General features: G+C 68.6%; 17 protein-coding genes and 1 pseudogene. 11 read left to right on the top strand and 7 right to left on the bottom strand.

Features of this window, described 5'->3' with window-relative positions; translation table 11 throughout:
* Positions 1–7: 7 nt before the first annotated feature.
* From nuoL to Aco04nite_RS41775, 4 genes are all read left to right on the top strand, one after another.
* Positions 8–1930, top strand: a complete 1923-nt coding sequence (gene nuoL, locus Aco04nite_RS41790) for an NADH-quinone oxidoreductase subunit L (protein ID WP_213002711.1) — start codon at positions 8–10, stop codon at positions 1928–1930.
* Positions 1930–3471 (top strand): NADH-quinone oxidoreductase subunit M, encoded by a 1542-nt coding sequence (locus tag Aco04nite_RS41785; protein ID WP_203836846.1) that lies wholly within the window; start codon positions 1930–1932, stop codon positions 3469–3471. Before nuoL ends, Aco04nite_RS41785 begins: the two co-directional genes overlap by 1 nt.
* Positions 3472–3473: 2 nt before the next feature.
* The gene (gene nuoN / locus Aco04nite_RS41780; RefSeq protein WP_213002710.1) at positions 3474–5006 is read left to right on the top strand and encodes an NADH-quinone oxidoreductase subunit NuoN; all 1533 of its coding nucleotides are present in this window, start codon (positions 3474–3476) and stop codon (positions 5004–5006) included.
* Positions 5007–5368: 362 nt separating this feature from the next.
* Complete coding sequence (locus Aco04nite_RS41775) at positions 5369–6361, top strand: polyprenyl synthetase family protein (protein WP_438874993.1); 993 nt, start codon at positions 5369–5371, stop codon at positions 6359–6361.
* On the opposite strand, the gene Aco04nite_RS41770 is transcribed toward Aco04nite_RS41775, so the two are convergent.
* Positions 6358–6831, bottom strand: coding sequence for a hypothetical protein (locus Aco04nite_RS41770; RefSeq protein WP_213002709.1), 474 nt, complete (start codon positions 6829–6831; stop codon positions 6358–6360). The genes Aco04nite_RS41775 and Aco04nite_RS41770 overlap by 4 nt on opposite strands.
* A 150-nt stretch (positions 6832–6981) precedes the next feature.
* Between Aco04nite_RS41770 and Aco04nite_RS41765 the strand changes: the two genes are divergently transcribed.
* The 3 genes from Aco04nite_RS41765 (at position 6982) to Aco04nite_RS41755 (ending at position 9055) form a co-directional block, all read left to right on the top strand.
* The gene (locus Aco04nite_RS41765) at positions 6982–7776 is read left to right on the top strand and encodes an IclR family transcriptional regulator (RefSeq protein ID WP_203836848.1); all 795 of its coding nucleotides are present in this window, start codon (positions 6982–6984) and stop codon (positions 7774–7776) included.
* 86 nt (positions 7777–7862) lie between these two features.
* Entirely contained in the window at positions 7863–8357 is a 495-nt protein-coding gene (locus Aco04nite_RS41760; protein ID WP_239158829.1) for a sigma-70 family RNA polymerase sigma factor, read from the top strand.
* The gene (locus tag Aco04nite_RS41755; RefSeq protein WP_213002708.1) at positions 8354–9055 is read left to right on the top strand and encodes an anti-sigma factor family protein; all 702 of its coding nucleotides are present in this window, start codon (positions 8354–8356) and stop codon (positions 9053–9055) included. Before Aco04nite_RS41760 ends, Aco04nite_RS41755 begins: the two co-directional genes overlap by 4 nt.
* A 21-nt stretch (positions 9056–9076) precedes the next feature.
* Here the strand turns inward: Aco04nite_RS41755 and rarD are convergent, their stop codons facing one another.
* The 3 genes from rarD to eccE all read right to left on the bottom strand — a co-directional run bounded on the left by rarD (position 9077) and on the right by eccE (position 14221).
* Positions 9077–10015, bottom strand: coding sequence for an EamA family transporter RarD (gene rarD, locus Aco04nite_RS41750; protein WP_213002707.1), 939 nt, complete (start codon positions 10013–10015; stop codon positions 9077–9079).
* A 1016-nt stretch (positions 10016–11031) separates the two neighbouring features.
* On the bottom strand, positions 11032–11415 hold the full coding sequence (locus Aco04nite_RS41745) for a phage holin family protein (protein ID WP_213002706.1): 384 nt from the start codon (positions 11413–11415) through the stop codon (positions 11032–11034).
* 955 nt (positions 11416–12370) lie between these two features.
* On the bottom strand, positions 12371–14221 hold the full coding sequence (gene eccE / locus Aco04nite_RS41740) for a type VII secretion protein EccE (protein WP_213002705.1): 1851 nt from the start codon (positions 14219–14221) through the stop codon (positions 12371–12373).
* Between the two features lie 343 nt (positions 14222–14564).
* On the opposite strand from eccE, the gene Aco04nite_RS41735 reads away from it, so the two are divergent.
* The 4 genes and pseudogenes from Aco04nite_RS41735 to Aco04nite_RS41715 all read left to right on the top strand — a co-directional run bounded on the left by Aco04nite_RS41735 (position 14565) and on the right by Aco04nite_RS41715 (position 18979).
* Positions 14565–14888 (top strand): WXG100 family type VII secretion target, encoded by a 324-nt coding sequence (locus tag Aco04nite_RS41735; RefSeq protein ID WP_213002704.1) that lies wholly within the window; start codon positions 14565–14567, stop codon positions 14886–14888.
* Positions 14889–14905: 17 nt separating this feature from the next.
* Positions 14906–15199 (top strand): WXG100 family type VII secretion target, encoded by a 294-nt coding sequence (locus Aco04nite_RS41730; protein ID WP_213002703.1) that lies wholly within the window; start codon positions 14906–14908, stop codon positions 15197–15199.
* 464 nt (positions 15200–15663) lie between these two features.
* A pseudogene (locus tag Aco04nite_RS41720) lies at positions 15664–18018 on the top strand (SseB family protein); the annotation flags it as partial.
* A 598-nt stretch (positions 18019–18616) separates the two neighbouring features.
* Positions 18617–18979: a UCP033725 family protein gene (locus Aco04nite_RS41715; RefSeq protein ID WP_203836856.1), complete on the top strand. Its 363-nt coding sequence runs from the start codon at positions 18617–18619 to the stop codon at positions 18977–18979.
* Here Aco04nite_RS41715 and Aco04nite_RS41710 read toward each other — a convergent pair.
* The 3 genes from Aco04nite_RS41710 to Aco04nite_RS41700 form a co-directional block, all read right to left on the bottom strand.
* Entirely contained in the window at positions 18976–19896 is a 921-nt protein-coding gene (locus tag Aco04nite_RS41710; protein ID WP_213002702.1) for an alpha/beta fold hydrolase, read from the bottom strand. The genes Aco04nite_RS41715 and Aco04nite_RS41710 overlap by 4 nt on opposite strands.
* Positions 19897–19939: 43 nt before the next feature.
* Entirely contained in the window at positions 19940–20386 is a 447-nt protein-coding gene (locus Aco04nite_RS41705) for a hypothetical protein (protein ID WP_244876681.1), read from the bottom strand.
* A 155-nt stretch (positions 20387–20541) separates the two neighbouring features.
* A complete protein-coding gene (locus Aco04nite_RS41700) occupies positions 20542–22905 on the bottom strand; it encodes an immune inhibitor A domain-containing protein (protein WP_438874992.1) in 2364 nt (787 codons plus the stop codon).
* Positions 22906–23068: the final 163 nt, after the last annotated feature.

Below are 23068 nucleotides of genomic sequence, written 5' to 3'. Positions count from 1 at the left end.
CCGTCACGTGGAACAGACGTATGCCCACGCCACGGGCCTTTTGAGTGGTATCTGGTTACTTGTCGCCATTCCGCTGGCCAGTGCGGCGGTCCTGCTGCTGCTCGGCAAGCGGGCCGACAAGTGGGGACACTGGCTCGGCGTCCTCTCGGTAGCGGCGACCTTCGTGCTCGGCCTGTCGATGTTCCTCAGCCTCCGCGGGCTGGACGACGACGCCCGGTCGGCCCAGCAGAGCCTGTGGGACTTCATCGTCGTCGGCAACCTGCACGTCGACTTCGGGCTGCTGTTCGACCCGCTCTCCGGCGTCTTCGTCCTGCTGATCACGGGTGTCGGTTCGCTGATCCACCTGTACGCCGTGGGCTACATGGAGCACGACCCGGGGCGCCGCAGGTTCTTCGCCTACTTCAACCTCTTCGTCGCGGCGATGCTGCTGCTGGTTCTCGGCAACAACTACGTGATGCTCTACTTCGGCTGGGAGGGCGTCGGTCTGGCGTCGTACCTGCTGATCTCCTTCTGGTACACGCGTCCCTCGGCGGCCACGGCCGGCAAGAAGGCGTTCCTGATGAACCGGGTCGGCGACACCGGCCTGGCCATCGGGATCTTCCTGCTGTTCGCTCAGCTGGGCACCACCCAGTACGACGAGGTGTTCAGCCAGGTCTCCGCGCTGTCCGGCGGCACAGTGCTGATCCTGGGCATCCTGCTGCTGCTCGGTGCGGCCGGTAAGTCCGGCCAGTTCCCGCTGCAGGCCTGGCTCCCGGACGCGATGGAGGGCCCGACCCCGGTCTCGGCCCTGATCCACGCGGCGACGATGGTCACCGCCGGCGTCTACCTGATCGCCCGCTCCAACCCGATCTTCTCGGCGAACCACACGCTGCAGACCATCGTGGTCAGCGTCGGCGCGCTCACGCTGCTCATCGGCTGCATCATCGGCGCGGCCAAGGACGACATCAAGCGCGTCCTGGCCTGGTCGACGGTGAGCCAGATCGGCTACATGTTCCTCGGCGTCGGGCTCGGCGGCGGGGCGTACGCGCTGGCGATCATCCATCTGCTCGCGCACGGCTTCTTCAAGGCCAACATGTTCCTCGGCGCCGGCTCGGTCATGCACGGCATGCACGACCAGGTCGACATCCGCCGCTTCGGTGGGCTGCGCAAATACATGACCTGGACCTGGCTCACGTTCATGATGGGCTGGCTCGCGATCATCGGCATCCCGCCGCTGTCCGGTTACTTCTCCAAGGAGCCGATCATCGCGGCGGCCTTCGAGCGCGGTGACTGGACGTCCTGGCTCTACGGCATGGCGGCGCTGCTGGGCGCGGGCCTCACGGCCTTCTACATGACCCGGCTCTTCGTGCTGACGTTCCACGGCCCGGAGCGCTACACCGAGGAGAACAAGCATCCGCACGAGTCGCCGCTGATCATGACGGTGCCGCTGATGCTGCTGGCCCTCGGCTCGATCGTCGCGGGTGGCCTGCTCGTCTGGGGCGACCTGGCGCACTGGCTCGAGCCGGTCCTCGGCGCCGAGGGTGTCGAGCACGAACCGGTCCTGGCGCACTGGCTGATCACGGTTCTGTCGCTGGTCGTCACGGTGCTCGGCGCGGGTCTGGCCTGGGCGATGTTCCGCAGGGGCACGGCGCTCGCGCCCGAACCCGCCGGTGTGGTCGTCACCGCGGCCCGCCGCAACCTCTACACCGACGCGTTCAACGAGGCGGTGTTCGAGCGGCCCGGCATCTACCTGACCCGCGCGCTCGTCTACCTCGACAACCGGGGCATCGACGGCGCGGTCAACGGCCTCGCCGCCGCGGTCGGGGGCGGCTCCGGTCGCCTGCGCCGGCTCCAGACCGGCTTCGTCCGCTCGTACGCGTTGTCCATGCTCACCGGCGCCGTGCTGGTCGTCGGCGCGTTCCTCGCGATCCAGCTGGGGTGGTTGGCGTAATGAAGGACTTCCCGTTCCTGTCCATCCTGACGTTGCTCCCCCTGGTGGGCGCGGCAGTGGTGGCCTTCATCCCGCGGGCCCGGGGCAACCTGGCCAAAACGATCGCGCTGGCCTGGTCGCTCGTGGTGCTCGCGCTGAGCGTGGTCATGTGGATCGCGTTCCAGGCCGGCGGCGAGCGCTTCCAGTTCCGCGAGTCCTACCAGTGGATCCCCACCTGGGGCGCCCGGTTCACCTTCGCCACGGACGGCATCGCGCTGGTCATGCTGGTGCTGATCGCGCTGCTCGTGCCGCTGGTGATCCTGGCCTCGTGGAACGACGTCGACGAGACCCAGCGGTCGGTGCCGACGTACTTCGCACTGCTGCTGACGCTGGAATGCACGATGATCGGCGTCTTCGCGGCCGCCGACGTCTTCCTGTTCTACGTGCTGTTCGAGGTCATGCTCGTGCCGATGTACTTCATCATCGGCTCGTACGGCGGCCAGCGCCGTCAGTACGCCGCGGTGAAGTTCTTCCTGTACTCGCTGGTCGGCGGTCTGTTCATGCTGGCCGCCGTGATCGGGCTCTGGGTGGTCGGCGGGCACCACACGTTCGACTGGGAGACGCTCAAGGGCGCCTCGGCGGCGTTCGACACGAACACCGCGCGCTGGCTGTTCCTCGGCTTCTTCATCGCGTTCGCGGTCAAGGCGCCGTTCTTCCCGTTCCACACGTGGCTGCCCGACGCAGGTGTCGCGGCTCCGGCACCCGCTGCCGCGCTGCTCGTCGGCGTGCTCGACAAGGTGGGCACGTTCGGCATCCTGCGTTACTGCCTGCCGCTGTTCCCTGAGGCGTCGCGATGGTTCGCCCCCGCGGCGCTGGTCCTCGGCGTCATCGGGATCCTCTACGCCGCGCTGCTGGCGGTGGGGCAGAACGATCTCAAGCGGCTGGTGTCGTACACGTCGATCGCGCACTTCGGTTTCATCGGCATCGGCATCTTCGCCTTCACCACCCAGGCGGGCACCGGCTCGGTGCTCTACATGGTCAACCACGGCCTCGCCACCGGCCTGCTCTTCCTGGTCGTCGGCATGTTCGTGTCCCGTCGCGGGTCGTCGCTGGTCAGTGACTTCGGTGGCGCGGGCAAGCTGATCCCGGTCCTCGCCGGGGTGCTCTTCTTCGCCGGTCTCGCCTCCCTGGCGCTGCCCGGCACCGCGCCGTTCATCAGCGAGTTCCTGGTGCTGATCGGCACGTTCACCACGCACAAGGTCTACGCGGTCATCGCCACGTTCGGCATCATCCTCGCGGCGGCGTACGTGCTCTGGATGGTGCAGCGCACCACGCAGGGCACGCTCAACCCGGTGCTGACCGAGGTCCCGGCGATGCGGAAGGACATCACCCTGCGCGAGAAGATCGTCGTCGCGCCGCTGGTGCTCCTGCTGCTGCTCCTCGGCTTCTACCCGAAGCCGGTCACCGATGTGATCAACCCGGCGGTCGAGCAGACCATGCAGGACGTCGGTACCACCGATCCCGGTCCCACGGCGGTCGCGAATGGAAGGGTGGCGCGGTAGCCATGGACGACCTCAAACTGCCCGACATCGACTACGGCGCGCTCGCGCCGATGTTGATCCTGTTCGGGGCGGCCTGCATCGGCGTCCTGTTCGAGGCACTGCTGCCCCGTAACCGGCGCCACGGCATCCAGCTCGGCCTCGGGCTGCTCGCCCTGGTCGCCGCGCTGGTCACGGTGATCGTGGAGCGCAACACCCGGGTCGTCACCATCGGCGGCGCGGTCGCCGTCGACGGCCCGGCGGTGTTCCTGTGGGGCTCGATCCTGCTGCTGGGCGTCGTGTCGCTGCTGCTCATCGGCGAGCGCACGCTCGAGCCGGGCGGCGCGTTCGTCTCCCAGGCGGCGATCACCGTCGGCTCGCAGAAGGACATCAAGCAGGCCGGCGGTCAGCCCGGCGCGACCGAGGTCTACCCGCTGACGCTGTTCGCGCTCGGGGGCATGTTGCTCTTCGTCGCCGCGAACGACCTGCTGACCATGTTCGTCGCGCTCGAGGTCTTCTCGCTGCCGCTCTACCTGCTCTGCGCGCTGGCCCGCCGCCGGCGTCTGCTGAGCCAGGAGGCCGCGATGAAGTACTTCCTGCTGGGCTCGTACGCCTCCGCGTTCTTCCTCTTCGGGGTCGCGCTGATCTACGGCTTCAGCGGCGCCGTCGACTTCGCCTCGATCCACGCCGCGGTCGCCGACCCGGCGCGCAGCGAGGTGCTGCTCTTCGGCGGCCTGGCGCTGGTCTCGATCGGCCTGCTCTTCAAGAGCGCGGCGGTCCCGTTCCACGTGTGGACGCCGGACGTCTACCAGGGTGCCCCGACGCCGATCACGGCGCTGATGGCGGCCTGCACGAAGGTCGCGGCGTTCGGTGGGCTGCTGCGCGTGCTCTACGTGGCGTTCGACGGGGTTCAGTGGGACTTCCAGCCGGTGCTGGGCGTCATCGCGGTGCTGACGATGCTCACCGGCGCGGTGCTGGCGGTCACCCAGACCGACATGAAGCGGCTGCTGGCGTACTCGTCCATCGCGAACGCGGGTTACCTGCTGGTGGGCGTGCTCGCGCTCAACAAGAGCGGGCTGTCCAGCACGATGTTCTACCTGGTGGCGTATGGCTTCTCGGTGCTGGCCGCGTTCGGCATCGTCTCGCTGGTCCGGGACGCGGACGGCGAGGCCACCCACCTGTCGCGCTGGGCGGGGCTGGGCCGCAAGAGCCCGGTCTTCGCCGCGGTCTTCTCGTTCATCCTGCTGGCGTTTGCCGGCATCCCGTTGACGAGCGGCTTCACCAGCAAGTTCGCGGTCTTCGGCGCGGCTGTCGAGGGCGGGCAGACGTGGCTGGTCATCTTCGGTGTGATCACCAGCATGCTGCTGGCCTTCCCGTACCTGCGGGTGGTCGTGCTGATGTGGCTCTCCGAGCCGAGCGAGACCACTCCGGCGGTGTCGATCCCGGGCTTCCTCACGGCGGCGGCCCTGGCCATCGGCGTGATCGCGACCTTCGCCCTGGGTGTGGTGCCGGCGCCGCTGCTGGATCTCACCAACGACGCCGCGCAGTTCGTGCGGTAGGGCAGGTCGGCGTCAGGTAGGGCAGGTCGGCGTGCGGTAGGGCAGGCCCGGCGTCAAGTTGGGCAGGCCGCGTTCGTGCGGTGCGCCGGCCCAGTTCGTCAGATAACTGTCATATAGCGCTTTGTTTGGACAGGCCTCGGCATCGTGCCGGGGCCTGTCCGTTTTCCATCACGGGCAGCCGGGACGGCAGCTGAGCCCGGCGGACGCGGCAAAGGCGCAACCCGGCAGGACCTCGCGGGGGAGGGCGGCCAGCTTGGGGTCGGGCGTACTTCAAGACTGATTTTGATCTTCACCCCCCTGGCCCTGCTGATGCCGGACCGGTATGGCATCGTGAAACTGTGGTGAGCACCCCTGACACAGCGCTGACGTCGTTCGGCATCGACATCGACCCGCAGGTCGACGCGTCGGTCACCGCGACGCTGGCCGTGGTGGAGGAAGCGCTGCGTAAGAACGTGACCTCCGCCGATCCGCTGATCGCCGAGGCGTCGCGGCACCTGATGGACGCCGGCGGGAAGCGGTTCCGGCCGCTGATCCTGGCGCTGTCGGCGCAGTTCGGTGACCCGCAGCGGGCCGAGATCGTGCCGGCCGCGCTCGTCGTGGAGCTCACCCATCTCGCCACGCTCTACCACGACGACGTCATGGACGAGGCCGACGTGCGGCGCGGGGCGCCCAGCGCGAACGCCCGCTGGGACAATTCCGTGGCGATCCTGGTCGGCGACTTCCTGTTCGCCCGCGCCGCGGACATCGCCGCCACGCTGGGTCTGGAAGCGGTCCGGCTGCAGGCACAGACGTTCTCGCGGCTCGTGCACGGTCAGATCGCCGAGACGGTGGGGCCGCGGGGCACCGACCCCATCGAGCACTACCTGTTCGTCATCGCGGAGAAGACCGCCTCGCTGATGTCGACGTCCGCGCGCTACGGCGGCATGTTCTCCGGGGCGTCCACCGAGCACGTCGAGGCCCTCGCGGGTTACGGCGAGACGATCGGCGTCGCGTTCCAGCTCTCCGACGACCTGCTCGACATCGCGTCGGAATCGGTGCAGTCGGGCAAGACCCCCGGCACCGACCTGCGCGAGGGCGTGCCGACCCTGCCGGTGCTCTACGCCCTGGCCGACGAGGACGCCGACGCCTCCGCGGTGCGCCTGCGCGAGCTCCTCGGCTCCGGGCCGCTGGTCGACGACGCGCTGCACGCCGAGGCCCTCGCCCTGCTGCGGGAGTCCGCGGCGATGAAGCGGGCCCGCGAGACGGTCCGCAGTTACGCCGAAGAGGCCCGCGCCTGCCTCGCGCCGCTGCCGGACAGCCCGCCCCGCCGCGCGATGGAAGCCCTCTGCAACTTCATCGCCGACCGCACGAGCTAGCCCCTGCGGTTTCGCAGCATCCGGCTGCCGACCACCATCAGCGCTGCGGCCCCTAGCATCGCCTCTGCCGCAACCGTCCACATAGTGGGGTGGCCCGCGCCGGATGCGACCGCTCCGAGGCTCAGCGGGCCGCTGCAGCCGCCACGAAAGCCCACCGCCATCCGACGGTCAATGCCATGACGGGCCAGGATTGCGATGAGTGTCCACAGTGACCGGGTCGCGGCCGCGATCGTGATAGGTACGGAGGCGAGCGCGCCGGCTCCGAAGTACGCGGGAACGGCGAGTCCGAGCCCCGCCGGCGAGAATTTCAATTCGTCGTCGGTCTGTACTGCGAGTCCCCCGATGAGAAACACCGGGACGGAGCAGGCGATGGTCGTGGTAAGGGCGCTGTCGGCAGCCCGCCTGGGCCGGATCCTGTTACTGCTGGTCGCGGCCTTGTCAGAGGGCGAGATGGCAGAGTCGATCAGCACTGGCGAGGGCAGGCCCGCGCCCGGTCTTCCTGGACGGTGAGTGCTAACAACCACACGTGCCGTAGAGATCGAGCATGATCGACAGGCGTCAGGCATTCCTTCCGGGGAAGATTATTCATATGGTGTAAGTCCCCGGCGTCGGAGGTAGCTGTGCGCGACCCCCTGGCGGAGCCGTCAGATCTCATCCGGAGCGTGTCACGCGCTTTGCGCGTACTCGAATCGGTGGGGCGGGCTCCGCGCGGACTAACTGTGAAACAGATCGCTCGACGGTGCGAATTGACCGTGGCGACGACGTATCACCTTGTCCGCACTCTCGCCTATGAGGGCTACGTGATCCGCCGTGAGGACGGCACGTACATAGTCGGCCTGGAGATCGCAGACCGTTATCGCGAGCTGGTCTCCGCGTTCCGCGGCCCGCCCACCGTCGGCGAAGCGCTGCGCCGCGCGGCGGTCGACACCGGCTACAGCCACTTCCTCGGCCGGTTCGTCGGCGGGCGCATCGCCGTGACCGCCTCCGCCGAGGGCCCGCGCTCGCCGTTCATGGACGACATGGTTCCCGGCTTCGACGAGGGCGGCCACGCCACCGCGCTGGGCAAGGCACTGCTCGCCACCCTCACCGCCGACCAGCGCGCCCGATACCTGCGCGACTGGGGCATGCGGGCCTTCACCCCGGCAACGCTGATCACGCCCGAAGCGCTTGAGGCCGACCTGGCCGCCGGTGAGCGGCGCGGCATGCAGCTCGAGATGGGCCAGTGGCGCCAAGGCCTCGCCGGCGCCGCCGTGAACGTCATCTCCGACCGTGACATGGAACGCAGGCTCGTGCTCTCCTGCTCGCTCCCAGCAGCGGAAATGCTCACTTCCGCGCGAGTGGTACGTGCCAAACTGACGGCCGCTGCCCGGAATGTGGCTGAGGCGTTGTCAACTGGTGACGCTGCGACAGCCTGAGCGTTGAACCACCCGCGTCCCCCGGCCGTAAGACTGGATGGGAGACGCGAGGGAGGTCGGCAGGCTTGGAAGATCAGGACGCCGAGCTGCTGCGCGCGCTTCAGGACGAGCACGGGGATGCCCTCTACGCCCATGCCGTACGCCTTTCCGGCGGCGACCGGCAACGCGCCGAGGACCTCGTCCAGGAAACCCTGCTGAGAGCCTGGCGAAATCCGGAATCGCTGGACCTCGAGCGGGGCACGGTGCGGTCATGGCTGTTCACCACCGCGCGGAACCTGGCTATCGACGCCTGGCGACGCCGGTCGGTACGGGTCGGCGAGGTGGTCACGGACATGATTCCCGAGCCTCCGCCCAGTGCGGACGAGGCGGACCGGGCGGTGGAGGCCTGGACGGTCGCCGAAGCGCTGGGACGGCTCTCGGAAACCCATCGCGAGGTCCTCGTCGAGTGCTTCTACCAGGGGCGCTCGGTCGCTGAGACAGCCGCGCTGCTGGGCGTGCCGGCGGGCACGGTCAAATCACGCACGCACTATGCCCTGCGCTCGCTGCGCATGGTTCTGGACGAGATGGGGGTGACGGGATGAGATGCGACCACGAACATGACGACGGAGCGTACGTCCTGGGCGCCCTCGCCCCGGCCGAGCGCATGGCATACGAGCGGCACCTCGCGACCTGCTCCTTCTGCCGCGAGGCGGTCGCCGAGATCGCGGTCCTGCCCGGCCTGCTCGGCCGTCTCGACCCGGCCGACTTCGAACGGCTGACCGCGCCGCCGCCGATCCCCCGGCGCCGCACGACCTCGCCGGACCTGGTCTCCGCCGTGCAGACCACCCGCCGCCAGGAACGCAAACGAATCCGCTGGCGGGTCATGGGCACCGCACTCGCCGCTGCCTGTCTCGCCCTGGTCGTCGGCATCGGCGCGGTGTTCGTCATGGGTCGCAGCAGCACACCGGACGGCGACACGGCGGGGCCGACCATCGCCATGACCCCCGACAACGAGCGGGTGCAGGTTTCCGCCCAGCTCAACCTCGCCGGGGCGCAAGGCGGGACGCGGGTCAACCTCATCTGCGCGTACAACCGGGGTGACGCGGACTCCGAGCCGTACACAATTCGCCTGATGGCCTACGGCCCGGACGAGGAGAGCGAACAGCTCGGCTCGTGGACCGCAGCGCCCGGTAAAGAAGTCAGCATGTCCGGCTTCACGCACTTCACCGACGGGGTTCTCTCCCGCTTGGCGCTGGTGCGTAACGACGGACGGGAACTGCTGGCGTACGACGTCCCCTGACCTGCTTCTCAGTGAGGCGGGTCAGCGCGGCGGAAGGGTGGTGGCCGGCTCTGCGGTGGCGGCCGCGGGGCCGGCCACTGTCCTTCTTCTCCGGGCACTGTTCAACCCGTCGACCGTAAAGATGATCAAGGCGACCCACACCAGCGCGAACCCGGCCAGCCGCGGACCCGGCAACGGTTCATGGAAGAGCAGCACGCCACACGCCAACTGCAGAATCGGCGCAACGTACTGCAGAATCCCGATCCCGACCAACGGCACCCGATTGGCCGCCGCGGCGAACAACAGCAGCGGCACGGCGGTCGCGATCCCGGAAAGCACCATCAACACGGTGTGCCCGGCGCTCACATGCCCGAACTCCGCCTTGCCGGCAACGTTCAACCACACGAGATAACCCAGCGCGGGCACCGCAAGCACCGCCGACTCGACGAACAACCCCTCCGCCGGAGGCAACTTCAACCGCTTCTTCACCAAACTGTACGACCCGAAGCTAACCGCCAGAGTCAGCGCGATATAGGGCAGGTGCCCGTAGTCGACGGTCAGCACCCCGACCGCCACGACCCCGATCCCCACAGCCGTCCACTGCCACATCGTCAACCGTTCCCGCTGCACCGTCACCCCGAGCACAACAAGCAGCAACGGCGTAATGAAGTAGCCCAGCGCGGTCTCCACGACCCGATCAGAATTGACGCCGTAAATGTAGGTCGCCCAGTTGATCGCGATCAGCAGCGCCGCCAGGCTCACCCCACCCAGAAGCTTCCTGTCCCGCACCAGCTTCGGTAGGAAACGCCAGTTCCGCAGGGCCGCCAGAATCAGGCTGATGAACACCACCGACCACACGATCCGGTGCGCCAGGATCTCCAGCGGCGGCGAAGGCTGCAGCAACTTGAAATAAATCGGGAAAAATCCCCAGAGCACATACGCCGTGAGCCCGTAAAGATATCCACGCCGCTCTTCACCCATAGCCCACACCGTAAGGGCCGAAACCCCCACCGGTCCTTGCCTATGTCAAACCTCACGCAGCCAGCATCCGGCCCCCGCGCAGCACACACCGAGGCTGTCTGCTGCGGCCTGCGTCGGTGGCGCTTGCGTCTGCTGCGGCCTGCGTCTGCTGCGGCCTGCGTCTGCTGCGGCCTGCGTCAGCTGGCTGTTCGGCGCGCATGCACTCGCCGCCGGCGAGAATTCTGTGTTTGCGCGGTCCGCTGCAGACCGGGCCAACCCGCTTCCGCCGTGCGCGTCCCTCATTCGCCCGCTGCCGGCAAGCCCGTCCTGGGGCGCCGCATACCCGCCCGCCGATCACAGTTCCAAGACAATCATGCCCGAAATCCGTCGGCGCGCTATAGCTCCGGCCACCCTGAGCCCGACGGCACCCGACCCCGAGCCTGTCAGCCCGATCCCCGACCCGAGCCTGTCGGCGACCCCGACCTCCGACCCTGTCAGCCCGACCCCCGACGCCCGACCCCGAGCCTCTCAGCCTTACACGGGGCCCAAGCCCAAGCCTTTGAGTCTTACCCCGAGCCCGAGCCCGTCAGCTTGGCCCCGGGCCCGTCTGCCTGGCCTGCGCCTGCCTGTCTGAGCGGCCCTGAGTTCGTCCGGGTTGCCGCTGAGCCAGGTCTGCATCCCGAACGTGCCTGGATCCGGTCCCGCACGCGGCCTCGATCCCGACTGCACTTGACCTCGAGCTCAGTATCTTGACCGGCCCGAAGCCCAAGCGTCCCTGAGCGCAGTCACGGAGCTCGACGGGCGCCGGCCCGGTGTCTCACCGAGCCCTGCGGCTCACCCAGCCCGGTGTCTCACCGAGCCCTGCGGCTCACCCAGTCCGGTGTCTCACCCAGCCTTGTGGCTCACCTCGCCGTCGTGCTCCCACGGGGCGTCGTCGAGTCTGTCTCTGGCCGACGGTAAAGCCTGCCCCCGGGACCAACCGCGGCCCTTTCCCGAACCGACCCTCCGGTTGGGCAGTCGGACAGCATGCCGACCGCTCAGTCGTCGCCGCCGTCGGGGACGAGCATGTTGAGCACCCAGCTGACAATGCCGACAATGAGCGCACCCAGTACGGCGCTGGGCCAGAAGTCGTCGACGTGGAACGGCAGATCGAGCTGACCCGCGATCCAGCTGGTGAGCATGAACAGCAGCCCGTTCACCACCAGCGAGATCAGACCAAGGGTCAGAACGTAGAGCCCGCATCCCACCGTCTTGATGATCGGTCGCAGCACCGCATTGATGATCCCGAAGATCACCGCAACGGCCAGCAGCGTCCCAGCCTTCCCGGACACTGAGTCGGTATCAAGCCGGATCCCGTCAACGACCAGGGTAGCTATCCACAACGAAACAGCAGTGACAACCAGCCGAATGATGATGCCCATGCCACGCGATGGTGCCACGCCCAAGCCACCACACACGGCGACACTCCACGATCACCCCCACACGAATCGACATCCCCGCACTTCCAGCCCCTTCCCGGCGCCCCCGTGTAACAGAAATCGAACGCCCATCCCACCCACTGTCACAACTCCAGCCTGCAGCGCTGCTCACCTCAGCGCGCATCCAGAGCAGGGAAAAGGGCGCAGCGGAGGCGAACGCTGGCGCTGAACGTTGAAGGTCTCGGTAGGGCTGTCGCTGAGCGACGATGCCCCCGTGGCGCTGCGTTTGAACGGTGCGGGCCCTGGCCTGGCTGTCATCGAACGGCGCGGCCTCGGCCGGTCTGTGGTTGAACTACGAGAACTTCGGCAGGGATGAGGCCGACCCGCGATCAACGCGACCCGCGATCGACGCGACCCGCGATCGACGCGACCCGCGATCGACGCGACCCGCGATCAACGCGGCCCGCGATCAACGCGACCCGCGATCAACGCGGCCCGCAGGGGGCGTCCGCAGCCTGTAGTCGCCAGCTCCAGCCGCAGTCGCCAGTCGCAGCTGCCAGGGCCACTAGCGGCAGGCGCAACCGCGGCCGCGACTTGCAGTCTGTAGGGAGCATGTGGCGGACGGCTCGCCAGCCGTTCTGCAGCCCAGAGCAGCTGCTAGAGCCCGCAACGGCATCGGCAGTGTTTGGGGGCCCACGGCCCGACACCTGCCGCAGCGCACAGCCGCATGCTGCAGCGACAGGTAGCCGCAGCCCGCAGCCCGAAGCCGCAGCCCGCAGCCCGAAGCCGCAGCCCGCAGCCGAAGCCGCAGCCCGCAGCCGAAGCCGCCGCCTGCAACCGCGGCAGCCAGCCCCAGCAGCAGCCGGCAACCGCAGTCTCAGCCCGTGGTCGCAAGCACAGCGGCCAGCTGCGGGAGGAGGCTGCGGCCCCGGAGGGTTCCCACCTGCGACGGCTGGGGTCAGCCTCGGACTGGGGGGCCGATTAGCTGGGATTCGATGGGGGTTTGGGAGAGGACGGCCCAGCGGACGGCGCGGCGGTTGATGACGCCGAGCATGTCGGGGCGGATTTTGGTTAGCCAGTCTGCGGTTTCGCCGAGGCCGAGGGCGGCGCCGACCAGTTGGGCTTCTTGGGGGCGCAGGGGTTGGACCAGGAGGAGGTCGGCTCGGGAGGCGACGTCGGCGTCGGCGGGGCTGAAGTCGTCGCGGATGACCATTGTTGCCTGCCAGCCTGCGCCGGGGCGGTTGTCGGCGCCGACGGGGCCGATGTCGACCAGGACGAGGAGGGGGTTCAGGGCGGAGCCGGGTGGGATGTCGAGGGCTCGGCCCGGGGGGATCACGGCGATGGCCTCGCCGGGGACCGCGGCGCCTCGGACGAAGGGCTCCCAGGCTTGGGGGCGGGCGGTCTGGACCACCACGCGGGCGCCGACGGCCATGGCTCGCAGGGCCATGAGCTGGGCGCAGCGGACGCCGCCGACCAGCAGGGCGCGGGTCTGCTCCGGGCGGAACAGGCGGGCGATGACCGGGTCCTTGTGCCTGTTCTGGCCGAGCATCAGGCCGGCGTTGCCGACGGGGAGGTCCAGGCCTTCGAGCTGGCTTTCCTCGATGGTCACCGAGGCGGCGCGACCGGGCATGGCCGCTGTGGTGGGCATGCCCAGGGGGAGTGTCGTCGTCAGGCCGTCGAGGTGTTCACCGTCGAGGCGGCGGGCGGTGGCCCGCTCGTTGGCGAGGAGCTTGCGAAGCGCCTGGGACGCCACCGAGAGGCTGGCCGAGTCGGGGGCTGCCAGACGGATCGTCAGGTCGATCGCGGTGTCGGCGCCGTTGAAGGAGCGGGGGCCGGCGCCCAGCGAGACCGTGGTCGCCGCGGCGGGTAGGCCGAGCATCCGGGCCACGAGCCGGCGGGAGGTCTCGATGCGCATGTCGGGCCAGCGTGACAACCGGAACGTCGCCTGGGTCATGGTGCCGACCCGCAGACCCGGCCAGGTCTCCTGGGCCTGGCCGACACCGTCGTCGTGGGCGAGCTCGGCGATGACCCTGAGCGCGGCCGTCTCGCCGAGCGGGCGGGCCGGTGTCGGTGAGAGGCGGCGCAGCAGTTTGCGGACCAGGCCGGACAGGGCGCGGCGCAGGTCTTCCTCGGACCAGCCCTCGGCCTGCAACACCCGGACCGCGAGGAAGGCCCGGCTGTAACCCAGCAGCCGTCCCTCGGTGAGTTGGCGGTAGGAGTTTGCGGGGGTGCCGCCGCCGGCGCGCAGTGATGGCGCCGGCGCGCCGGTCAGGAGTAGCTGGATGCGGCACGGCGGGTGCTCGGTGCCGGCCGGCGGGAGCAGGCTCACCGGGGACGGGACCGCGCTGACTTCCTCGGCGAGCATGCCGGTCGGGTCGCCCAGCTCCAGGACCGCGGTGAGACCGAGCGCGTCGACGATGATGGCGGCGGGGTCACCGGCCAGCTCGGTCTGCTCGATCCGTGATCCGGGTGACACGAACTCGAGCAGCGCGGTGGGCGAGGTGTTGACCGCCGCGGCGTGACGGCGGCCCGAGAAGCGCATGGCCGTGCCGATCCACTCGAATGCCCACCGGCGACGCAGACGTAGCCAGGTGACAGAAAGCATGATGATTGCCACAAATGACGCGGCTGCCAGGGCGATAGGCCCGTTGATCGCGCCGATGAGCAGGACCGCTGCGGCCACCTGGGTGCTGACGAGCTGACCGATGCGAATGCCGAAAATTCGTCCATGTCGGACGCGCTTGGTGCGTAGTTTCGGCAGTTGCCGGCCGGCGCCGCTGAGCTCCGGGAAGCTGCGGCCACTCGCCATCTGAGCCGTCACCCTGCGCCGCCCTTCAAATGTCCGGGATTTTTTCCTGCGACGCTCATCGTAGGAGGTCGCGGCGTCCAGCGGGGGGCGGGCCTGTGGATAACCGCCCGGACCGGACATAGATATCCACAGGTTGAACCGCTGAGTTACCGCGTACGTGTGTAGGGCGCTACTGTCGGCGATGTTGCCGGACAAAGGCCAGGTCAGGGGCGCCCCCCACGGTTGCGTGACTCGGGTTAACCTGATGGAACGTCAATGCACCGATAGCCGGAAAAACGCAGCACGGCTCGTCCATTCAGGACACGGGGCGACAGACTAGAAGAGAAAGCGGGGTGACGTCCGGGTGGCGTCAACGCAGGCTGAATCCGCGGTGATGGCGCAGACCGCCGCGAAGTTCGACCAGGTCAACCAGGATCTGACGAGCATGCTCAACCGGCTCATGTCGGAGCTCTCGGTGCTCCAGACGGCATGGGCGGGCCGGGGTGCCAGGGCGTTCGAGAACGTCCGGGCTCAGTACCAGCAGGACCTGAGCCAGCTCAACAAGGCTCTGGCCGAGACCGCGGTGGCCATCAAGGAGTCGGGTGTCAACTACGACACCACGGACGAGTCGGCCGCTGACTCGATGACCAAGGCCGGCGGCGGCGGTTACCTGCCGCTCGAGAACTGAAGGCGGGGGATCACGCGATGACCGATGGTCTGCTCAAGGTTAATTTCGGCACGCTGGCCCAGGCCGGCGCCGACATCCAGAAGGCCGTCAGCGAGATGGAGCAGAAGCTCGCTGACCTCGAGGCCTCTGCCCGCCCGCTCGTGGCGACCTGGGACGGCGCCGCCCAGCAGGCGTATTCCGAGCGTCAGAAGAAGTGGTCGTCCGCGTCCACCGACCTGAAGAACATCCTGCACAACATCAAGGTCGCGGTGGACCAGTCCGCACAGGACTACACCACGACTGAGAACAACGCGACGAAGCGCTTCTCCTGACCTGTCGGGACCAGCACGGTGCGGCCGGGTCACCCCTGAGGGTGTCCCGGCCGAACTGTTTTTCAGGGAGCCGAAGGAGTGAGTCGGGGGGTAACAGGGCAGCCGGCGTGGGTAAAGCGGGCAGTCTGTTGGTGTGGCGCGCGACGAGCGTCTGAATTCGCAGGTGGCGGCTGAGGTGAGAGCGGGTGATATCCGAAATGTGGCATTTGAGGCATTGTCGCGCTCGGGAGACCCGCGATGGTCGACCACCACCCGCAGTGCGGTTTCCGAGCCCGCCGTCGGCTTTGACAGCGCTGATCCGAAATGTGGCTACTAAAAGTTATTGCTTAGTGTCACTGAGCAACTATTCGGACCGATACGGGTTCGGTTTGGTGTAGGCGTGCTGCCGCCCATTGTGATCGGGGCCTGACCTTGTAGGTTGTACGCGTTGAGGTGGCCCGTTCGCCGCGAAGGGAGAGGTGGACGTGACCGAGTGGGAACCGGGTACTGATGCCGAAGTCGCCATGCGCAATGCTCTGCGCGCCGACGACCAGGAGTCGTACTTCCGCATTCTCGCCGGCGTCGACCTGCTGCTGCCTGTTTCCGCGGATGCCCTGGCCGGCCTCGAGCCGCTGGGCTGGGGAACATGGAGCACCGGCGGGCGTACGCACGTGCTGGCATTCACATCTCCGTCCGCGCTCCAGTCCTGCCTAGCCGATTACACCGGCTCGGCGCGACGGGTCGCGTATCAGGAGCTCGCCGAGACCTGGCCGAACTACGAGTGGTGGATGGCGGTCAACCCCGGTCTGCCGATCGAGGGTTACCTCCCCGCGTGGTTCGTCGCCCAGCTGAGCCGCGGCGATCTGCGCATGCCGACCCGTGGCCCCGGCCGCGACGGCAGTAACGCGCCCAGCCGCATCCCGGATCTGCAGGCAGCGGCCATGGCGGCCAGTGCTGCCGCGGCGCAGGGCTACGCAAACCCGGCATCCGGTGGTCCCGTTTCGGGCGCGAGCGTCGGCGGCATGCCTGCTGACCTGGGCGCGGGTGCGACGGCTGCGAGCACGCCGCACCAGGACCTGGGTTCCGGTTATCGTGCGGCACAGGCGGGGGCGCAGGCAGCGCAGGCCGCCGGGTACGACTACGCGCCCACGAGCGCCGCACCGGCCAACTACGCGGGCCCCTCCGGCTACGGCCCCGACACAGCCGCGCCTACGAGCTTCGGCGCGGGCACAGCGCCGGAGGGTGGCTACGGCGCCTCGGCAACGAATGCCCCGACCACCAGCCTCTCCACGCTCCGCGCCCCGTCCACGGTTGCTCCGGCTACCAGCGGCTCGGCAGCAGACCGATTCAGCCCACCGGCCAGCTTCGGAACTGCGGAAAAGACCGCGACAGAGGCTTCGGGCGCCGGTTCCGGCTCCTCGATGGGTCCAGGCGGACTCCCCTTACGTACGCCCGGAGCTGTCCTCCCCAGCGGTCTGCCCTCGCGCGTCCCGTCAACCCCGCCCGGCATGGGTGGGGGCGGCCCGACCACGTCGTTCAGCGGGTTCAAGACGGGTGGCGGCGGCCAGAGCGCCCCGGTGAGCCCGCCCGAGCCGGCTCCCGTGGCACCGCCGATGCCGCCGAGCTTCGCGCAGCCCGCCGCGAGCAGCGTGAGCGCGATCCCGACGAGTCCCAGTGGTTTCACCAGTTCCGCGTTGCCCAGCGGCAGTGCCCTGGACGCGCTGGCCAGCAGGTCCGGCACCACAGCCCCGGCGAGCGGCCCGAGCGCGCTCGACGCTCTCGGTAGCCGCGGCAACCGGCCGGCGGAGACCCCTGTGGTCCCGGCCAGTGGATCACGCGATCTGCCGCCGCTCCAGCCTCTGGACGGACCACTTCCGACGCGTACGCCCATGGCGCAGACGCCGCCGGTTCCCGGCCACCTCCCCACGCCGGTCCCGGGTGAGGCGGGTGCCGAGGCACCGCAGACGACCGCGAACGGGCTGCCCCGCAGGCAGGCTCCGGCCTCCGCGGACCAGCCTTCCACCATGGCGGCCGCCGCGCAGGCGCTCACCGCCATGGGCGCGGCAGGTGCCACCCCGGGCAACGCCACCGAGGTGCCGCCGACCTCCGCCGACCCCGCGGTCACGTCCAAGCTCATCCTGCCGGGCCCGACCATGCAGACATCCGCTCCGCGCCCCGCACAGCCGACCGCGTTCAGCGGCCAGCCCGGTCTCGGAGCCCAGCCCGGTCTCGGAGCCCAGCCGGGTTTCGGAGCCCAGCCGGGTTTCGGAGCCCAGCCGGGTTTCGGAACTCAGCCCGGTCAAGGAGCCCAATCGGGTTTCGGAGCGCAGGCCGGGCTCGCCGGCAGCGTCGCGCCGCCGGTGATCCCCGGGGCGGGCGTTCCCGCGCCGGCGTCCCGGCCGGGCATTCCGCCCGCGAGCAGCCAGATGGACCAGGGTGGCATGGGTGCGGCCGCGCTCAGCAGTGCTGCCATGGCCCCGCATCCTTACGCGACCGAGTTCGTGCCGGCCAACGAGGTCGAGCGCGACCTCTACCAGGCCTCGCTCGAGCACAGCACGGATTCCTTCCTCTCGACACTGCTGCTCGCCACCGTTCTGGTGCCGGTCGCGGACGACTCCCGCCCCGGCAGCGCACCGGGTGAGGCCGGGTTCGCCTACCGGACCGAGGATGTCGAGGGCGAGCGGTTCCTGGTCGTCTTCAGCAGCGAGGACCGGCTGGGTGACCACTTCGACGAGCCGATCCGTACGGCCGGTGTGCGGTTCGTCGAGCTGATCCACAACTGGCCCGACCCGGCCTGGGCGTTCGCGGTCAACCCCGGTTCCGTGATCGGTGCGAAGTATCCGGGTCCGCAGGTCATCGCGCTCGCGAGCTGGGCTGCGGAGGCCGGGCTGGGCGGGGACTACGACGAGACCCCGGTCGATGACAGCGAACAGCAGCAGGACGCCGAGGCCGACGCGCAGCCGACGATGATGCAGAAGGCCGTGCCGCAGGATCAGGTGGACTTCTACCTGGACCGGGGCTACGACCGGATCGCCGGGTTCGTGCATCGGGTGGCCGAGGTGGAGCACCTGAACAACCCGGTCGAGCTCTTCGCCGCGCTGGGGCTGGCCTACGAGGGTTCGCCGTTCCAGGCGGACGCCAAGGAAGCCTTCCTGCTCCGGTGGCCGGCACACCGCCCGAGTCTCTACCGGATTCCGTACGGCGGGCAGAACGAGCAGGCGCTGCGAGCCATGGACGGCTGGGTCATCGAACGCCCGCCGTTCCGGGGCAACGGGTTCGCTCCGGGTGAGGGCAGCGCGGTGATCGCCGAGTTCAAGGTGGACAGCGTCCGGCTGCCGCACGGGGCGCAGCTCTGGCGCATCGACGCGGACGGCAACGAGCGGATCATCGCGATGTTCGACAGTGACGCACCGGCGTGGCGCAGGGTTGGTGAGCAGGATGCGTGACGGATACGTCGTGACGTGGCAGGGGCGGGAATACGACGCCTCGCCCGACGGTGAGAACGTGCGTATCTACGCGCCCGAGCCCGGCGCCGGTTTCGAGGAGTCCCGTCCGGGGCGTTTCGTGCGCGTGCTGCGACAGGGGGAATTCTCCGACCTCACCTACGTGCGGACCACCTGCACGTGGCGTGGGCAGCCGTTCATCGTGCTGGCTGAGGCTGACGCGTGGCTGCGGGTGGAATACACCGGTGGTCGCTCACCGGTCGCGCAGGCGCTGGGGCTCGAGGAATTCGACTTCGGTGTCTACCAGGGCTGGGCGCCGGCCGGCGAGGTCACCGAGCTCTACGAGCACCGCATCTAACTCTTGATCCAGCGCAGGATCTCGCCGGTGACGAGGTCGGGGGCTTCCTGGTGCAGGAAATGGCCCGCGTTTTCGATCAGTCGCCACTCGTAGGGCGCGATGACGTAGCGGCCTGAGCCCTGGGCGGTGCGGGGCAGGACCGCGGTGTCCAGGGCGCCGTGCATCTGCAGGGTCGGGGTGACCAGGGGCGCCTGCATCAGTTTGACGAAGCGGTAGCCCTGCAGCCGCAGTGCCGAACGGAACACCCATCGGTACGCCTCGAGCGCGCAGAACGCCGCCTGCGGGATCTGGATGGCTTCCCGGCACCGGGCGGCGTACGCGGCGAACTCGGGGGTCCGGGTCCACTCCGGACCGCTCCAGTGCTCGATCAGCTCGCCGACCATCGCGGCGTCGCCCTTGGTCAGGACATGCTCGTAGCGGGGGACCTGGAACTTGAGGATCGAGGACGTCGCGGCGAGCTGGCCGCGGGGGTCGGCGAACAGAGCCGCACGCAAGCGCAGCGGGTGGGCGGCGCCGAGCACCACCAGCCGGCTGACCATCTTGGGATGGAACGCGGCGGCGGCCCAGCCGATCATGCCGCCCGCGCCGGCGCCCACGATCATCGCGGAGCGCTCGCCGAGCGCGCGGATCAGACCGGTGACGTCGGCGGCCATGGTGTAGCCGTCGTAGCCGCGCGGGGGCTTGTCGCTGGCGCCGTAGCCGCGCAGGTCGATTGCGACGGCCCGGAATCCCGCGTCGGCGATCCGGGGCAGCATTTCGTGCCAGGCCCACCAGAACTCGGGGAAACCGTGCAGCAGCAACACGAGCGGCCCGGTGCCCGCCTCGACGACGTGGAACCGGCTGCCGTTGGCCCCGACGAAACGGTGGGTCCAGGGTCCCTCGGTCAGCACGGCTGCCTCGTCCACCTGCGAACTCATGAAGTCCAGCGTACGGGCAACACACAGGGTTCGGACGTTGCGGTTACGAGACGTGTTCGACGGCCTCCATGCGTACCGGTGTGCCTTCGCCGCAATAGATACGCAGCGTGGCGGGAACGACCCGGACCCGTACGTGATCGCCCTTCTTCAGCGCCGTGCCCGTGTCGGAGTACATCGCATAGGGAAAACCGTCCATGTCGAGCAGGCCGTAGCACGGACCGCTCCCGCCGCGCAGGACGTAGCCCTCGGTCCAGCCGGGGCTCTGGATGACGTCCGTGGGAGTTTTCGGGGGCTTGACGGGCTTGGTGAGGCCGGGGGGAGGACCGGTGGGGACCGAGTTGAAAGGAAGCGCGGGGGTCGTCGAGGGGAGCGCGGGAGTGGTCGAGGGACGCGCGGGGGTCGTCGAGGGAAGCGCTGCCGAAGGAGGAGTGGCTGCGGCGCAGCCCGAAAGGGTTATCGCTGTCAGTGCGGCCGCTGTGCGCGTACCCATAGAGGTCATGGGGAGTGGGACCACTGATCGGCCTGGCAGGTTCCCGCCCAGCCTTGGAAACCTGGCCTTGGAAACCTGGTCCTGGAAATCTGGTCCTGAAAACAGAGCTGCCCGGGGACCAGAAGGTCCCCGGGCAGCTCAGCCGACGCGAGAGATCAGGAGAACTTGACCGTGGCCGAGGTTCCGGACTGCGCGGTGACCTGGATCTTGACACCGGCGGCGGGAAGCTTGACGCCCGCCCACGGGGTCTCGTCGTAGAAGTACTTCTGGGTGTCGTCGAACGTGGTCGACGCGGCCTGGCCACGGATGTAGCTGGCCTTGCCGTTGACGTGCAGCGTGAACGAGTCCGCCTTGGTGGTGCTGAACGGAGCGTCGTACAGCTGGATCCGCGACCGCCACGGCACGCCCTCGAGGTTGTAGATCGGCTCGGGGTGCGCGTCGATGATCAGGTTACGGCCGGAGCCCGGGTGGACGTTGACGTTGTTGTCCGCCACCGAGGTGTCCCAGTACGAGATGAGCACGCCCTGCTGGTACGCGAAGTGCTCCGCGTAGTCCGGCCGGGTCGGGTAGCCGAAGTTGTACGGGCCCGTCTTGAGGTACTTGTCGTAGGCGACGTAGCTGCGGTTGCCCACGATGTAGAAGTTGTCGAACGCCGCGCTGGTCGAGGCACCGACGACGCTGAAGCCCTTGGCGGTCCAGGTCGGGGTGGTCTCGGCACCGTCGGTGGAGACAACGGCACCGTTCGCCGTGATCGCCAGGTCGTCGCCGAAGAAACCACCCTCGGAGACGCCACCGTCGGTCAGGTAGTGCAGGCGGAGCGAGATCTTCTTGCCGGCGTACGCGTCGAGCGGGATGTGGAAGCTCTGCCACGCGCCGTTGCTCGTGCCGGAAACCGCGGGACGACCCGGCTCTCCGCCGTCGGTACCGAGCGGCTGACCGTCCACAGTGCCGTCAAGGGCGGTCCAGGTGGCGCCGTCCTCCGAGGCCTCGAAGTAGAGGTAGTCGTACCCCTCTTCGATGTTGTAGCGGCCCTTGAGGTCGAGCGACGCGCTGGTCTTGCCGGTCAGGTCGACCGCCTTGGTCAGCGTGGTGTTGAGGCCGTCGTCGTTGCCGGAGAAGTACTGCTTCGTGCCGGCGTAGGGCGCACCGAGCGGCGTGGTGACCTGCTTGTCCGGCAGCACGACCACAGCACCCTGGGCCTTGCTGGTGTTGTACTCCTGCGGACCGAGCTCGAGGGTCTTCTGCTGGCCCTTGACCACGACCTCGTAGTCCAGCCAGCCGAGCTGCAGCTTGTTCCAGGCGCCGATGTCACCCGGGCGCGTGCCGAGCGGCTCGCCGGCCCCGGAGAGACGGCTCTGCGCCATCAGGGTCCAGAACTCGCTGTTGTTGTTCGTGCCGCCGCTGGTGTCGTAGTCGTCCGGCAGGCCGAGGTCGTGCCCGTACTCGTGGGCGAAGACCGAGAGGCCGCCGTTCTCCGGCTGCATGGTGTAGTCGGAGATCCAGACACCGGTGTTGCCGACCTGCGTGCCGCCGTACTTGTTGTACGAGGGGCCGTCGATGCCGACGGTGTTCAGGTAGGCGTTCCAGCGGTGCGCCCAGATGGCGTCCTCACCCTGCTGCGGGTCACCGTCGGACTGGTCGCCGCCGGCGTGGACGATCTGGAAGTGGTCGATGTAACCGTCGGGCTCGTTGAAGTTGCCGTCGCCGTCGTAGTCGTTACGGTCCCACTGGTCGAACTGCTTGATCTCAGTGGCGATCTCGGCGTCGGTCTTGCCGGCGGCCTTGCGGGTCGCGACCCACTGCGCCACGGCGTCCTTGATGAGCGCCCAGGCGTTGGTGTCGGTGCAGAGACCGTTGATGTCGCAGTCGCGGCCGTAGCGGGCCTCGTTGTAGGGCACCTTCACCCAGTCGGACACCTCGCCCTCGACGCTGTAGCGACCCGAGGACTGGGTCTGGTAGTAGGTCTTGAGCGACTCGGCGTCGGAGCCGTCGCCGAAGTACAGCGACTCGTAGTGCTCCTTGTTGTAGTCCGCCTGCCAGACCGTGGTGTTGTCCTGGGCCCGGTCGGGCGCCGGGATCGAGTTGTGCAGCGGACCCTCGAACGTGGTCGGACCCGGCGTGGCCGGGTCGCTGTCGACGTCCGGGTAGTTCGGGTGCCGCTGGTTGCCGAACTCCGCCAGGATCACGAAGATCTTGTCGGTGCGCTCGTTGTCGAGCTCGACGTACTGGTCCTGGCCGGTGGCCGCGACCGTACGGTCGGCGAGGCCGCCGCCCTGGGTCTTGCCGACCTTCGCAACGGTGCTGCCGTTCCGCTTCTGCGTCTTGATCTTGCCCTTCAGGACTCCCTGAATGGCGGTCTGGCGCAGTTCGCGGCGCTTGTCCTCAAGGGGGTTGGGGAGATCGTCCTTCTTGGGGGCCTTCGCGGCCGCCGGGACGGGCTCCACCGGAGGCGCCGCCTGAGCCACGGTCGGGAGAGCGATCCCGACACTGGTGACCATGGCGGCGCTGAGTAGTCCCACGACTACTTTGCGCACTACGTACCTCCGTCGACGTGCCCGAATCGCTGGGGTGCAGCGGCTCGGCATGCAGAGGTCCCGTGTTCGGGACCCAGGTGAACGTATGCAAAAAATTAGATACGTGGAAGTGATGTAGTGAAATTAATCAAGATCTTTACACACGTGA

Source organism: Winogradskya consettensis, from assembly GCF_018332715.1.
Classification (GTDB): Bacteria; Actinomycetota; Actinomycetes; order Mycobacteriales; family Micromonosporaceae; genus Actinoplanes; species Actinoplanes consettensis.
This window is presented reverse-complemented; position numbering and strand designations above follow the sequence as displayed.

What these genes read in the sequence shown, in the direction of transcription:
- Aco04nite_RS41730 (WP_213002703.1), top strand. Translation starts at nt 14,906, where the DNA reads ATGACCGATGGTCTGCTCAAGGTTAATTTCGGCACGCTGGCCCAGGCC.
- rarD (WP_213002707.1), bottom strand. Translation starts at nt 10,015, where the DNA reads ATGGGTGAAGAGCGGCGTGGATATCTTTACGGGCTCACGGCGTATGTG.
- Aco04nite_RS41785 (WP_203836846.1), top strand. Translation starts at nt 1,930, where the DNA reads ATGAAGGACTTCCCGTTCCTGTCCATCCTGACGTTGCTCCCCCTGGTG.
- eccE (WP_213002705.1), bottom strand. Translation starts at nt 14,221, where the DNA reads ATGGCGAGTGGCCGCAGCTTCCCGGAGCTCAGCGGCGCCGGCCGGCAA.
- Aco04nite_RS41710 (WP_213002702.1), bottom strand. Translation starts at nt 19,896, where the DNA reads ATGAGTTCGCAGGTGGACGAGGCAGCCGTGCTGACCGAGGGACCCTGG.
- Aco04nite_RS41755 (WP_213002708.1), top strand. Translation starts at nt 8,354, where the DNA reads ATGAGATGCGACCACGAACATGACGACGGAGCGTACGTCCTGGGCGCC.
- Aco04nite_RS41715 (WP_203836856.1), top strand. Translation starts at nt 18,617, where the DNA reads ATGCGTGACGGATACGTCGTGACGTGGCAGGGGCGGGAATACGACGCC.
- Aco04nite_RS41745 (WP_213002706.1), bottom strand. Translation starts at nt 11,415, where the DNA reads ATGGGCATCATCATTCGGCTGGTTGTCACTGCTGTTTCGTTGTGGATA.
- nuoN (WP_213002710.1), top strand. Translation starts at nt 3,474, where the DNA reads ATGGACGACCTCAAACTGCCCGACATCGACTACGGCGCGCTCGCGCCG.
- Aco04nite_RS41705 (WP_244876681.1), bottom strand. Translation starts at nt 20,386, where the DNA reads ATGGGTACGCGCACAGCGGCCGCACTGACAGCGATAACCCTTTCGGGC.